The sequence below is a fragment of the Mesorhizobium sp. W067 genome, from assembly GCF_054719525.1.
In genome coordinates, this window is record NZ_JBTTII010000001.1 from 3620727 (window position 1) to 3634840 (window position 14114).

The 14114-nt window shown below is 63.3% G+C and carries 12 protein-coding genes; 9 read left to right on the forward strand and 3 right to left on the reverse strand.

Features of this window, described 5'->3' with window-relative positions; all coding sequences use genetic code 11:
- Positions 1 to 13: 13 nt before the first annotated feature.
- The 3 genes from fcl to ACYG97_RS17640 form a co-directional block, all read right to left on the reverse strand.
- Positions 14 to 982 carry a GDP-L-fucose synthase gene (gene fcl, locus ACYG97_RS17630; protein WP_023733494.1) on the reverse strand — a complete coding sequence of 323 codons (969 nt, stop codon included), beginning with the start codon at positions 980 to 982 and terminating at the stop codon, positions 14 to 16.
- A 9-nt stretch (positions 983 to 991) separates the two neighbouring features.
- On the reverse strand, positions 992 to 2062 hold the full coding sequence (gene gmd / locus ACYG97_RS17635) for a GDP-mannose 4,6-dehydratase (RefSeq protein ID WP_023733495.1): 1071 nt from the start codon (positions 2060 to 2062) through the stop codon (positions 992 to 994).
- A 104-nt stretch (positions 2063 to 2166) separates the two neighbouring features.
- Positions 2167 to 3321 (reverse strand): dihydrodipicolinate synthase family protein, encoded by a 1155-nt coding sequence (locus ACYG97_RS17640; protein WP_023733496.1) that lies wholly within the window; start codon positions 3319 to 3321, stop codon positions 2167 to 2169.
- 228 nt (positions 3322 to 3549) lie between these two features.
- Here ACYG97_RS17640 and ACYG97_RS17645 point away from each other — a divergent pair, with 228 nt between their 5' ends.
- The 9 genes from ACYG97_RS17645 to ACYG97_RS17685 all read left to right on the forward strand — a co-directional run bounded on the left by ACYG97_RS17645 (position 3550) and on the right by ACYG97_RS17685 (position 14113).
- The gene (locus ACYG97_RS17645; protein ID WP_023733497.1) at positions 3550 to 4608 is read left to right on the forward strand and encodes a LacI family DNA-binding transcriptional regulator; all 1059 of its coding nucleotides are present in this window, start codon (positions 3550 to 3552) and stop codon (positions 4606 to 4608) included.
- A complete protein-coding gene (locus ACYG97_RS17650) occupies positions 4605 to 5615 on the forward strand; it encodes a Gfo/Idh/MocA family protein (protein WP_023695642.1) in 1011 nt (336 codons plus the stop codon). The genes ACYG97_RS17645 and ACYG97_RS17650 overlap by 4 nt, the downstream gene beginning before the upstream one ends.
- Positions 5612 to 7213, forward strand: a complete 1602-nt coding sequence (locus ACYG97_RS17655) for an acyl CoA:acetate/3-ketoacid CoA transferase (protein WP_023733498.1) — start codon at positions 5612 to 5614, stop codon at positions 7211 to 7213. Before ACYG97_RS17650 ends, ACYG97_RS17655 begins: the two co-directional genes overlap by 4 nt.
- Positions 7206 to 7982: an enoyl-CoA hydratase/isomerase family protein gene (locus ACYG97_RS17660; protein ID WP_023671185.1), complete on the forward strand. Its 777-nt coding sequence runs from the start codon at positions 7206 to 7208 to the stop codon at positions 7980 to 7982. Before ACYG97_RS17655 ends, ACYG97_RS17660 begins: the two co-directional genes overlap by 8 nt.
- A gap of 10 nt (positions 7983 to 7992) precedes the next feature.
- Complete coding sequence (locus ACYG97_RS17665; protein WP_023733499.1) at positions 7993 to 9504, forward strand: aldehyde dehydrogenase family protein; 1512 nt, start codon at positions 7993 to 7995, stop codon at positions 9502 to 9504.
- A 58-nt stretch (positions 9505 to 9562) separates the two neighbouring features.
- On the forward strand, positions 9563 to 10816 hold the full coding sequence (locus ACYG97_RS17670; protein WP_027049809.1) for an ABC transporter substrate-binding protein: 1254 nt from the start codon (positions 9563 to 9565) through the stop codon (positions 10814 to 10816).
- Between the two features lie 254 nt (positions 10817 to 11070).
- Entirely contained in the window at positions 11071 to 12021 is a 951-nt protein-coding gene (locus ACYG97_RS17675; RefSeq protein ID WP_023671182.1) for a carbohydrate ABC transporter permease, read from the forward strand.
- Complete coding sequence (locus ACYG97_RS17680; protein ID WP_023671181.1) at positions 12018 to 12977, forward strand: carbohydrate ABC transporter permease; 960 nt, start codon at positions 12018 to 12020, stop codon at positions 12975 to 12977. The genes ACYG97_RS17675 and ACYG97_RS17680 overlap by 4 nt, the downstream gene beginning before the upstream one ends.
- 20 nt (positions 12978 to 12997) lie before the next feature.
- Positions 12998 to 14113, forward strand: a complete 1116-nt coding sequence (locus ACYG97_RS17685) for an ABC transporter ATP-binding protein (RefSeq protein ID WP_023733500.1) — start codon at positions 12998 to 13000, stop codon at positions 14111 to 14113.
- Position 14114: the final 1 nt, after the last annotated feature.

The following is a 14114-nucleotide window of genomic DNA, read 5'->3' on the forward strand; positions in this document are numbered from 1 at the left end:
AAGGAAAATTGAATCAGGCCGCGCCGAGGCGGACATCACCCTTCTCAACATGGTTGAGAAACCACGCATATGTCTGTTCCAATCCACCGCGAAGTGCGTAGCGCGGGCGCCATCCCGTTGCAAACAGCCGCGAAACATCCATCAACTTGCGCAGCGTGCCGTCTGGCTTGGTCGTATCGAAGGCGATATTAGCCTCGACGCCGGCGACCGATGCGACGGTCTGGGCAAGCTCGGCAATGGTGACATCCTCGCCCGAACCGACATTGACGTGGCCGTCGCCGGCATAATTCTTCAACAGCCAGACCAAGGCATCGGCGGCGTCGTCGACATGCAGGAATTCACGCCGTGGCGTGCCCGAGCCCCAGACATTGAGGCTGTTGCCGCCGCTCAGCGCCAGCGCATGCGCCTTTCGCATCAGGGCCGGCACGACATGGCTGCTCTGCAGGTCGAAATTGTCACCCGGTCCGTAGAGGCTGGCCGGCATCGCCGAGATATAGTCGACCCCATGCTGGCGCCGATAGGCCTGGCACAGTTTCAGCCCGGCGATCTTCGCGATCGCGTACCATTCGTTGGTCGGCTCGAGCGGCCCGGTCAGCAGGGCGTCTTCCCTGATCGGCTGCGGCGCGAGCTTTGGATAGATGCAGGACGAGCCGAGAAACAAAAGCTTGCCGACCTCGCTGCGAAAGGCGCCGTCGATGACATTGCCCTGCATGACCAAATTGTCCTGCAGGAAATCGACCGGGAACCGGTCATTGGCCAGGATACCGCCGACCTTGGCGGCCGCCATCACCACCGCATCCGGCCTGTGCTCGGCCATCCAGCGCTGCACCCCTGCCTGGTCGAGCAGGTCGAGCCTGTCGCGCGATACGGTGAGTATCTCGCAGTCCTCGCTCGCCAGCCGGCGCACGACGGCCGAACCGACCATGCCGCGATGCCCGGCGACGAAGACACGCTTGCCTTTCAGATCAAATGTCGCGTCCATGAACCTGCCTCACGCAGAACGGCTGTTCTGCCGCGTGCCGCCGGCGGTGCGCGCCAGATCGGCCTGCACCATTTCCGCCACCAGATCCCTGAAGAAGGTCGTGTGCGACCACCCCAGCCTGGCTTTGGCCTTGGCGGGGTCGCCGAGCAGCAGGTCGACCTCGGTCGGCCGGAAATAGCGCGGATCGATGCGCACCAGGACAGTGCCCGAACCGGCATCGACACCGACTTCATCGACACCCTCGCCTTGCCAGCGGATGGTGCGTCCGGTCTCGGCAAAAGCCAGTTCGACGAATTCGCGCACCGAATGCGCCTCACCGGTCGCCAGCACGAAATCGTCGGCTTCACTGTGCTGCAGAATGCGCCACATGCCCTCCACATAGTCGCGCGCATGGCCCCAGTCACGCTTGGCGTCGAGATTGCCGAGATAGAGCGTGGCCTGAAGGCCGTGATGGATCGAGGCGACGGCCCGCGTGATCTTGCGGGTGACGAAGGTTTCGCCGCGTGTCGGGCTTTCGTGGTTGAACAGGATTCCGTTGGCGGCGAACATGCCGTAAGCCTCGCGGTAGTTGACCGTGATCCAGTAGGCGTAAAGCTTGGCCGCGGCATAGGGCGAGCGCGGATGGAAGGGCGTCGCCTCGCTTTGCGGGACCTCGCGCGCCTTGCCGTAAAGCTCCGACGTCGATGCCTGATAGAAGCGCACCGACTTCTCCAGGCGCAGGATGCGGATCGCCTCGAGCAGCCTGAGTGTTCCCAGCGCATCGGCATTGCCGGTGTATTCCGGCGTCTCGAAACTCACCTGGACATGACTCTGGGCGCCGAGATTGTAGATCTCGCCGGGCTGTGTCTCCTGCACCAGGCGAATAAGGTTGGTCGCGTCGGTCAGGTCGCCATAATGCAGGAAGAAACGCGCACCGCGCTCGTGCGGATCGACATAGATGTCGTCAACGCGCTCGGTGTTGAACGAGGACGAGCGGCGTTTGACGCCATGGACAATATAGCCCTTCTGCAGAAGCAATTCTGCGAGATAGGCCCCGTCCTGCCCGGTAACCCCGGTGATGAGCGCCACTTTTTCCGTCATTGCCGCTCCGTCCGCATCCAATCCCGGCAACCGAATACAGATTTGGCGCGAGAACGCAAATCCCCCATACGGGGGACAGGTTTCAGCCAGCGATTGTGTCGTTCTCAGGCACCTGCAACCGCGCAGAAATGCTTCATCCTGGCCAGCGCAAGCTCGGGATCGGCGAGCAACCCTGCCTGGTCGGCAAGGCGGAAGATGTCGGCATAGTGCAGGATGCCGCGCGCCGACTGCATGCCGCCGACCATGGCGAAATGGTCCTGATGGCCGTTGAGCCAGGCCATGAAGACGATGCCGGCCTTGTAATACTCCGTCGGCGCCTCGAAGATCTTGCGCGACAACGGCACTGTCGGCGCCATCAGCGCGTCATAGCCGGCGCGGTCGCCCTCAACCAGTTTCGCCAGCGCCGCACTGGCGACCGGCGCGATGGCATCGAATATGCCGAGCAAAGCGTGCGAGTGCCGCTTCCCGTCGCCGGCAATCAGTTCGGGATAGTTGAAATCGTCGCCAGTGAACATGACGACGCCTTCCGGCAGCCGGTTGCGCAAGGCAACTTCCTTGCCGGCATCGAGCAGCGATATCTTTATCCCCTCGACCTTATTAGCATGGCGCTCGATGATGGCGACGACGGTGTCGAGCGCAGCCTCGAAATTCCCACTGCCCCAATATCCCTGCAACGCCGGATCGAACATGTCGCCCAGCCAGTGCAGGATGACCTTGCCGGATGCCTGGCTGAGGATGCGATCGTAGACCCTGATATAGTCGTCCGGATCTTTTGCGACCGTCGCCAGCGACCGGCTGGCCATCATGATCGCCTTGCCGCCCTCGCCTTCGATGAAGGTGAACTGCTCCTCATAGGCGGCGATCACATCGTCGAGCGTTCTGGCAGCGGCCGGCGCCAGATGATCGGTGCCGGCGCCCGAGGCGAGGTCTGCGCCTTCGACGCTGCGCGCCTCGGCGATCGAGCGGCGGATCAATTCCTGCGCATTCGCCCAGTGGAAACCCATGCCGCGCTGGGAGGTGTCCATCGCCTCGGCGATGCGGAAGCCAAGCCGCCACAAATGATGCCGAAACGCCATCGTCTTGTCCCAATCGACCGCAGGCTTCGACCAGGGGTCGATCATCGCGAAAGGGTCGGCGACGACATGGGCAGCGGCATAGGCGATGCGCGGGAAAACCGCACCGATTACGGGCTCGACCGGACTGCCCGCGAGCTTGTAGCTGACGCGGCCGCCATTCTGCGTAGGCAGGGTGATATCCATGGCAACCTCCGTTTTCGGCATCCTATAAATGGAACGTTCCAATAAATCAAGGAACTTTATGATTCCGGCGATTGAACCGGCCCAAACGTTGAAGAAGGCTAAGAGTCTTGCTAGGAACCACATTCATCACCTTTTCGATCTCCGCAAGAATCCCGATTGACTCTCGTTTGGCAGAGTGATTAGAACGTTCCAATAGATTTTCTCATTCAGGCGGAGGAAACCACCGACATGGCCAGCCGGGCCAAGGCAACGATCCTGGACATCGCCCGCGAGGCTGGTGTGTCCAAATCGACGGTGTCGCTTGTGCTGCAAGGCTCAGGGCTGATCCGGCCTGAAACCGCGGTCAAGGTTCGCAAGGCGATCGAGGATGTCGGCTATGTCTACAACCGCGGCGCCGCCAATCTGCGCAAAGCCCATTCCAACGTCATCGGCATGGTCATCAACGATCTCACCAACCCCTTTTTCGCCGAGCTGGCGGTCGGCATGGAGCGCGTCTTCCAGTCAGCCGGCATCGTGCCCTTCATCGCCAACACCGCGGAGAACCCGGTGCGCCAGGAAGAAGTGCTGAAGTCGCTGATGGAACAGGGCGTCGCAGGCCTGATCGTGTCACCGGCGCGCGGCACCACGCCGGGCGCCTTCCGTCGCCTCGAGATGGCGGGCGTGCCGGTCGTCTTCGCCATGCGCCGCCTGCCGGACAGCCGCATCCCGGTGATCGCTCCTGACAACCACCGCGGCGCGTATCTCGCCGCCGCCCATCTGATCGGCAAGGGCCATCGCCGGCTGGCCTTCTTTGGCGGCACCTCCGACCTGGTCGTCTATCAGGAGCGCCTGGGCGGTTTTCGTGAAGCTTGCGAGACATTGGGCATGGCCAGGCGCGAGGTGCTTGTCGTCGAAGGCGAGACCAGCCGCAGGGGCGGCATCGCCTGCCTGGAAACCGCCCTTGCCATGGCCGAGCCGCCGACGGCGGCGCTGTGCTTCAACGACGCCGTCGCCTTCGGCGTCATGCTGGCGCTGCGCAAGCGCGGGCTGGAGCCCGGCGCGGATTTCGCCGTCGTCGGCTTCGACGACGTGGTCGAGGCCGAGCATTATATGCCGGCGCTGACCAGCGTCTCGGTGGACACACCCGGCCTCGGCGAACGCGCCGCCCACGTCATGCTGAAGATGATCCAGTCGCGCATCACGCATGCCGAGGACCATATCGGCGCCGTCAATCTGGTCGTCAGGGACAGCTGCGGTCCCGATCGCGGCGCCCAGGACACATCAGCAGGAATGGGAGACGCGGCATGAGCGTCAAATGGGGACTGATCGGCGCCAGCACGATCGCCAAACAGTTCATGATCAACGCCATCCGCGCGCAAGAGGGTGGCGAGATCGCGGCGGTGATGAGCTCCAGTCCGCAGCGCGCCAAGACTTATGCCGCGGAACAGAATATTCCGCTTGCCGTCTCGACGCTGGACGATTTGCTCGGCGCCGAAATCGACGCCGTCTACATCTCGACCACCAATGAACTGCATCTCGAACAGGCATTGGCTGCGATCAAGGCGGGAAAGCATGTTCTGTGCGAAAAGCCGCTGGCGCTGAACAGCGCCGACGCGCGCACAATGGTCGCCGCCGCCAAGGAAGCCGGTGTCGTGCTTGGCACCAATCATCATCTGCGCAATGCCGGCGCCCACCGCGCCATGCGCGACGCCATATCAGCCGGCCATATCGGCAAGCCGATTGCCGCGCGCGTCTTCCATTCCGTCTATTTGCCGGAAAACCTGCAGGGCTGGCGCATTACCAAGCCTGAGGCCGGCGGCGGCGTGGTGCTCGACATCACCGTGCATGATGCCGACACGCTGCGCTTCGTGCTCGGCGACGACCCGGTCGAGATTTCGGCCTTCACCCAGTTGGCCGGCATGGCCAGCAGCGGGCTGGAAGACGGCGCCATGTGCATCTGGCGCTTCGGGTCGGGCATCATCGCCCAGTCGCATGAAGGCTTCACAACCAAGTTCGCCGATACCGGCTTTGAGGTGCATGGTTCCGAAGGTTCGCTGATCGCAAAAAATGTGATGACGCAGAAGCCAGTCGGCTCGGTGCTGCTACGCACCGCCAAAGGCGAGGAGGAACTGAGCTTCGACCGCGAAGACCTCTACGCCAGGTCGCTGCGCCAGTTCCATGCGGCCATGCGTGGAGAAGGCCAGCCCTCCGCCACCGGCGAGGACGGCGTCTGGTCCCTGGCGTCGGCCGAAGCAGCGTTGCAGTCGGCAAAATCCGGCAAGGCCGTCACTATCGATCCGAAAGGTGTCGCGTGAGCAAGCTCGTCTCCGCCGCTGAAGCAGCAAGCCTGATCAAGGACGGCATGACCGTCTCCGTCTCGTCGTCGAGCGGCCTCGGCTGCCCGGATGCCGTGCTGGCCGCCATCGGCGAGCGCTTCGACGCCGAAGGCCATCCCAAAGACATCACCACGCTGCACCCCATCGCCGCCGGCGACATGTATGGCATCAAGGGCATCGACCATCTGGCCAAGCCCGGCTTGTTGAAGCGCACGCTCTGCGGCTCCTATCCCTCAGGCCCCTCCTCGTCCGAGCCGCCGCAGATATGGAAGATGATCGGCGACAATTCGGTCGCCGCCTACAACGTGCCCTCCGGCATCCTGTTCGACATGCACCGCGAGGCCGCCGCCAAGCGGCCGGGCGTGCTGACCAAGGTCGGCCTCGACACTTTTGCCGACCCGCGCCACCAGGGCTGCGCCATGAACGCGGCGGCAAGCGAGCCGATCGTCTCGGTGCAGCAGTTCGACGGCGAGGAATGGCTCTATTTCCGCTCGATCGTGCCTGACATTTCGATCATCCGCGCCACCACCGCCGACGAGCGCGGCAACCTGACCTATGAACATGAAGGCGCCTATCTCGGCGGCCTCGAACAGGCGCTCGCCGCGCGCAACAATGGCGGCATCGTCATTGCGCAGGTCAAGCGCGTCGTCGAGAACGGCACGCTGAGGCCGCATGACGTGCGCGTGCCCGGCGTGCTGGTAGACCACATCGTGGTGGCGCCGGACCAGTTGCAGACGACGCTGACGCCTTACGACCCGGCGATTTCGGGCGAGATCTTCCGCCCGCTGTCAAGCTTTCGCGACGCCGAGATGAACGTCCAGAAAGTAATCGCGCGCCGCGTCGCCATGGAGTTGCGCGATGGCATGGCCGTCAATATCGGCTTCGGCATCTCGGCCAATGTGCCGCGTATCCTTCTCGAGGAAGGCCAGCACGGCAAGGTCACCTGGGTGATCGAGCAGGGCGCGGTCGGCGGCGTGCCGCTGCTCGATTTCAAGTTCGGCTGCGCTTCCAACGCCGAGGCGATCATGCCCTCGCCGCACCAGTTCATCTATTTCCAGGCCGGCGGCTTCGATGCCTCGCTGCTCTCCTTCTTGCAGATCGACCGCCATGGCTCCGTCAACGTGTCGAAACTCTCGGCCCGGCCACATGTCACCGCCGGGGCCGGCGGCTTTGTCGACATCACGGCACGGGCGAAAAAGATCGTCTTCTCCGGCTTCTTCAATGCCGGCGCCAAGCTTTCGCTCGCCGATGGCGGCATCCGCATCGACGCGGAAGGCAAGGTCAAGAAGGTCGTCAACGAGGTCGAACACATCTCCTTCTCCGGCAAGCGCGCCGTCGCTCAAGGCCAGGACATCACCTACGTCACCGAGCGTTGCGTGATGAAGCTGACGCCGGACTGTCTGATGGTGACGGAACTTGCGCCGGGCGTCGACCTCGAGCGCGATGTGTTGGCGCAGTCAGAGATTCCGCTCGGCATCGCCAACGATCTCAAGGTCACGCCGGCGGCTCTCTATCAGGACCGGCCGATCGGCCTGTCGCTGAATGGTGGCGCTTCGCTCGGAGGCGCGCATGGCTGAGCGCCTCGTCACCTTCGAGCAGGACGGCGCCATCGGCATCGTCACGCTGCGCCGGCCGGAGAAGTTCAACGCGCTGGACATTCCGATGCTGCGCGCGCTCGAGACAGCGCTCGACGAAGCCGAAATGGCTGAAGGCGTGCGCGTCGTGCTGATCCGCGGCGAAGGCAAAGGCTTTTGCGCCGGCGGCGACGTCGAGGCCTGGGCACAAATGAGCGCTGCCGACTTTCAGGTGCAATGGGTGCGCTACGGCCACCGTGTCTTCGACCGACTGGCGCGGCTGCGGCAGCCGACCATCGCGGTGCTTTCCGGCCATGCGTTGGGTGGCGGGCTGGAGCTGGCAGTCGCCTGCGACTTCCGTGTCGCCGAAACGCAGGTGAAGCTCGGCTTTCCCGAGACATCGATCGGCGTCGTCCCCGGTTGGTCCGGCACGCAGCGCGCCGTGCGCCGCTTTGGGGCCCAGATCGTGCGCCGCATGGCGCTCGGCGGCGAGCTCTTTGCCGCCTCCGACGCGCTTGCACTCGGCGTCGTTGACCGCGTGGTCGAGACCGGCCAGGCGCTGGCAGAGGCCAGGACTTGGGCCGAAAAAATCGCCGGGCGCGGGCCGCTCGCAACCGAAGCCGCCAAGCTGATGATCGCAGTCGCCGAAGGCGAGGAAAGTGCGGCCGCCACCGAGGCGCTCGCCAGCGGCTTCGTTGCGCTGACCGGCGACCTCAAAGCCGGCGTGAGCGCCTTCAAGGCCAAGCAGAAGCCGGCCTTTTCAAGATCCTAGAGAAAGCATGATGAACGCACCGCTCAACATTTCCATGCCGGCCGAGGCGTCCAAGGCGCCGAAGGCTTACAAGCTCCTGATCGACGGCAAGCATGTCGATGCCCGTGACGGCCGCACGATTGCGCGCAACAGCCCCGGCCATGGCTTCACCGTTTCGCGCTATGCGCAGGCCGGCGAGGCCGAGGTGGAGGCGGCCATGCAGGCCGCGCACAAGGCATTCGAGACCGGCCCGTGGCCGCGCACGAAGGCGGCCGAGCGCGCAGCCTTCCTGCTCAAGACGGCCGACCTGATCGAGGCCCAGCTCGAAGACATCGCCCGCCTCGATGCGCTGGAGTCCGGCAAGCCGATCGCCCAGGCGCGTGGCGAGATCGGCGGCTCCGTCGACATCTGGCGTTATGCCGCCTCGCTCGCCCGCACGCTGCACGGCGAGAGCTACGCCAATCTCGGCGACGCCATGCTGGGCGTCGTCCTGCGCGAGCCGATCGGCGTCGTCTCGATCATCACCCCGTGGAACTTCCCGTTCCTGATCGTCAGCCAGAAACTGCCCTTCGCGCTCGCCGCCGGCTGCACCGCGGTGGTCAAGCCGAGCGAAATGACCTCGGCCTCGACCTTCGTGCTCGGCGACATCCTGATGCAGGCCGGCCTGCCCGCGGGCGTCGTCAACATCCTGGCCGGCCTCGGCGCCGATGTCGGGGGGCCGATGGTCAGCCATCCGCTGGTCGAGATGGTGTCGTTCACCGGCTCTACCCGCGTCGGCAAGATGACCATGGCTTCCGCCGCGCAGTCGCTGAAGAAAGTCTCGATGGAGCTCGGCGGCAAGAACGGCCAGATCGTCTTCCCCGATGCCGATCTCGAGGCGGCCGCTGACGCAGCAGTGTTCGGCGGCTTCTTCAACGCCGGCGAATGCTGCAATGCCGGCAGCCGGCTGATCGTGCATGAAGCCATCGCCGACGATTTCCTCGCCACCGTCAAGGCGCTCACCGCCATGGTAACGGTCGGCGACCCACTCGACGACCGAACCAAGGTTGGCGCGATGATATCAGCCGACCATCTGACCAAGGTCGCGGGTTACGTCGCGGTGGCAGCAAAAGACGGCAGCAATGTCTATTGCGGTGGCGGCCAGCTGGCGTCCAATGCCGGCCAGTATCTCGATCCGACCATCATCCGCGGCGTTACCGAAGACATGGCTATTGCGCGCGAGGAAGTGTTCGGCCCGGTGCTCTCCGTGCTGACTTTTGGATCGATTGAAAAGGCGTTGCACATCGCCAACAACACGCCCTATGGTCTGTCTGCAGGGGTGTGGAGCGCCAGCATCGACACTTGTATGTCGGTGGCGCGTGGTGTGCGTTCGGGGACCGTTTGGGTGAACACATTCATGGAAGGCTTTCCCGAGTTGCCATTCGGGGGCTACAAGCAGTCCGGCATCGGACGCGAACTCGGCAAACGCGCTGTCGAGGATTATACCGAGGAAAAGACAATCCAGTTTCATCGCGGCCAGCGCACCGGTTGGTGGGTCGGCTGAGTTTGGAAGAACCCGGTGGGCTTCCACCGGTCGTGTAATGCAACAAGGGAGGTAGTACATGTTGCGCAAACTGCTTATCGGAACGGCTCTTGCGACGGCCTTTGCTTTCTCGGCCCATGCCGAGGACGTCAAGGAAGTGCAGATGCTGCATTGGTGGACGTCGGGCGGCGAAGCGGCTGCTCTCAACGTCCTCAAGGGCGACCTTGCCAAGGAAGGCTATGCCTGGAAGGACGTGCCGGTGGCCGGTGGTGGCGGCGACGCCGCCATGACTGCGCTGAAGGCGATGGTCGCGGCCGGAAATTACCCGACCGCGTCGCAGATGCTCGGCTACACCGTGCTCGATTATGCGGCGGCCGGCGTCATGGGCGACCTGACCGAGACGGCGAAGAAGGAAGGCTGGGACAAGTCGGTTCCGGCAGCCCTGCAGAAGTTCTCCGTCTACGACGGCAAGTGGGTCGCTGCTCCAGTCAACGTCCACTCCGTCAACTGGCTGTGGATCAACAAGGCGGTGATGGACAAGATCGGCGGCACCGAGCCAAAGACCTTCGACGACTTCGTCGCCCTGCTCGACAAAGCCAAGGCGGCTGGCGTCATTCCGCTCGCCCTTGGCGGCCAGAACTGGCAGGAAGCCACCATGTTCGACTCGGTTGTGCTGTCGACCGGCGGACCTGAGTTCTACAAGAAGGCCTTCAACGACCTCGACGACGAGTCCCTCAAGTCGGACACGATGAAGAAGTCGTTCGACAACCTCGCCAAGCTCGTCACCTATGTCGACCCGAACTTCTCGGGCCGCGACTGGAACCTTGCCACCGCCATGGTCATCAAGGGCGATGCCCTGGTGCAGGTGATGGGTGACTGGGCCAAGGGCGAGTTCAACGCCGCCAAGAAAACGCCGGGCACCGACTTCCTGTGCTATCGCTTCCCGGGCACGGAAGGCTCGGTGGTCTACAACTCCGACATGTTCGGCATGTTCAACGTTCCGGACGACCGCAAGGCCGCCCAGGTCGCGTTGGCCACCGCCACCCTGTCGAAGAGCTTCCAGTCGGCCTTCAACGTCGTCAAGGGTTCGGTTCCCGCCCGTACCGACGTTCCCGACACCGACTTCGACGCGTGCGGCAAGAAGGGCATCGCCGACCTGAAGGCTGCCAACGAAGGCGGCACACTGTTCGGCTCGCTTGCCCAGGGCTATGGCGCGCCTCCGGCGGTCGCCAATGCCTACAAGGACGTCGTTTCGAAGTTCGTTCACGGTCAGATCAAGACCTCGGACGAAGCCGTGACCGAACTGGTCAAGGCAATCGACGACGCCAAGTAAGCGCTGGCCAGAAACACACCTTCCCCGCTTCGGCGGGGAAGGTGTCACCTAAGGATTGGCCAGCTGGCGCAATTCCAGGAAAGTGTGAGCGGTTTTCCGGCCGGAATTGCGTAAAAGAAAGAGTTAGAGAGGTTCGCCGTTTCCGTGAAACGGTGAAAACGCTCTTGAACACCATGCCGACCAGAGACCCGTATGCACGGGGCCGCCTTGCCTCCTGACGGCAGAGCACGGACGACCCGAACGGGAGGAGCCTCATGAGCAGTGTAGCGACGACCCAGATCAAGCTGACACCCGAGCGGTCTCGCCCCTCCGTGCGCGCGCGACTGCAGGACGCGCTGCCGAAGATCGTGCTGGCGCCGAGCTTCGCCATCACCATCGTCTTCGTCTATGGCTTCATCCTGTGGACAGTCTATCTGTCCTTCACCAATTCCAAGACCTTCCCGTCCTATGTCATTACCGGACCACGCGCGTATCTACGGCTGTGGGGCTGGACGTTCGACTCCGACCCGCCATCGAGCTGGTACACGTCGATCGTCAATATGGGCATTTTTGGCTTTCTCTACATCGCCATCTGCCTGGCGCTCGGCCTGTTCCTGGCCATCCTGCTCGACCAGAAGATTCGCGGCGAAGGCGTGTTGCGGCCGATCTATCTCTACCCGATGGCGCTGTCCTTCATCGTCACCGGCGTCGCCTGGAAATGGTTCCTCGACCCCGGCCTCGGTCTTGAGCAGACCCTGCATCAGTGGGGCTGGACGAGCTTCCATTTCGACTGGATCAAGAACAAGGATTTCGTCATCTACACGGTGGTCATTGCCGGCGTCTGGCAGGCCTCCGGCTTCATCATGGCGATGTTCCTGGCCGGCCTGCGCGGCATTGACGGCGAGATCATGAAGGCGGCGCAGATCGACGGTGCCACCACCTTCCAGCTCTATCGCCGCATCGTCATTCCGCTGCTGCGGCCAATCTTCCTGTCGGCCTTCATCGTGCTCGCCCACCTCGCCATCAAGTCGTACGATCTGGTGGTGGCGCTGACCAGCGGCGGCCCCGGTGGCTCGGCCTGGCTGCCGTCCAACTTCATGTATGAGTACACGTTCAAGCGCAACGAAATGGCTGTCGGCTCGGCCAGTGCCGTGATCATGCTGATGACCATCGTTGCCATCATCGTGCCTTATCTCTATTCGGAACTCAGGGAGAAGCCGCGATGAGCGCTGTCGCCACCCCTGCCCGCCCCGCTGCTTCCCAAAAGGCCTCCGGCGGCATGAGCACCAAGACCCTCAACCGCATCGTCATCTACGGGCTTCTGGCGCTGTTTGCGCTGTTTTATCTGATGCCGCTGTTCGTCATGCTGGTGACCTCGTTCAAGACCATGGACGAGATCCAGAACGGCAACATGCTGGCGTTGCCCACGGCGCCGACCTTCGACCCGTGGCTGAAGGCCTGGGGCGAGACCTGCGTCGGCCTCACCTGCGCCGGCATCAAGGGCTATTTCTGGAACTCGATCAAGATGGTGGTTCCAGCCGTACTGATCTCGACCATGCTCGGCGCGCTCAACGGCTACGTCTTGACCAAATGGCGTTTTCGCGGCGCCACGCTGGTGTTCGGGCTGATGCTGTTTGCCTGCTTCATTCCGTTCCAGTCGGTGCTGCTGCCGATGGCGACCATCCTCGGCAGCCTGGGACGTTTCGGCGTGAAGCTGCAGAATGCGACGGGTACGAGTTTCGGTCTCGGCAATCCGACGGTCAACCTGGTCTTCGTCCATGTCGTCTACGGCATCGGCTTCACCACACTGTTTTTCCGCAACTATTACGAGGCATTCCCGAACGAGCTGATCAAGGCCGCACAGGTCGACGGCGCCTCCTTCTTCCAGATCTTCCGCCGCATCATGCTGCCGAACTCGATGCCGATCTTCGTCGTCACCGTCATCTACCAGTTCACCAACATCTGGAACGACTTCCTGTTCGCTTCGGCTTACGCCGGCACAGGCGACTCCATGCCGATGACGGTGGCGCTCAACAACGTCGTCAACACCTCGACCGGCGTCGTCGAATACAACGTCAACATGGCGGCCGCGATGATCGCGGCTCTGCCCACCCTGATCGTCTATGTCGTCGCCGGCCGCTATTTCGTGCGCGGGCTGATGGCTGGCGCGGTCAAGGGCTGATCAATTCGGAAGGAACGACCATGGCTTTTCTGGAAATTGATGGGCTGAAGAAGCGCTTCGGGAATGTCGAGATCCTGAAGGGCATCGGTGTCGAGCTCGAAAAGGGCGGCTTCCTGGTGCTGGTCGGCCCGTCCGGCTGCGGCAAGTCCACCTTGCTCAACACGATTGCCGGCCTGGAGCAGATCACCGAGGGCGAAATCCGCGTCGACGGCCGCGCCATCAACGATCTGCACCCATCCAAGCGCGACATCGCCATGGTGTTCCAGAGCTATGCGCTCTATCCGAACATGACGGTGGCCGGAAACATCTCCTTCGGCATGGAGATGCGCGGCGTGCCGGCCGACGAACGCCAAAAGGCGATCGACAAGGTGGCCAAGGTCCTGCAGATCGGCCACCTCCTGCAGCGCAAGCCGAGCCAGCTTTCCGGCGGCCAGCGCCAGCGCGTCGCCATGGGCCGGGCGCTGGTGCGCGACCCCAAGCTGTTCCTGTTCGACGAGCCTTTGTCCAACCTCGACGCCAAATTGCGCGTTGACATGCGCATCGAGATCAAGCGCCTGCATGCCACCACCGGCACAACCATCGTCTACGTCACCCACGACCAGATCGAGGCGATGACGCTGGCTACCAAGATCGCCGTCATGCGCGACGGCGAGGTGCAGCAGTTCGGCACCCCGGCCGAGATCTACAACAACCCGACCAATTTGTTCGTCGCCGACTTCATGGGTTCGCCAGCGATGAACCTGATCCCGGCGACCATTGCCACGTCGGGCAATGCGCTGTCCGTTGTGTTGGAGCGCGAGGCGCGCGAGCCGATCACGCTGCCGATGGCCAACGCGCCGGCGGGTCTTTCGGCATTCCAGGGCAAGCCGATCATCTTCGGCGTGCGCCCGGAAGCGCTGACCGATCCGGAAGGTGCGGAACGCAACGCCTCCAACATTGCCACTGCCGACCTGCACATCGAAGTGGTCGAGCCGGCAGGGTCCGACACGTTCGCGGTGACCAACCTCGGCGGCAAGGGCGTGGTGGCGCGGTTGCGGGCCGACGCCAACATCCAGCCGGGCACCAGCACGCCGCTCGCCTTCAACCTGACCAAGGCCGTGTTCTTCGATCCGGCGACCGAACACCGCATCCGCTGAT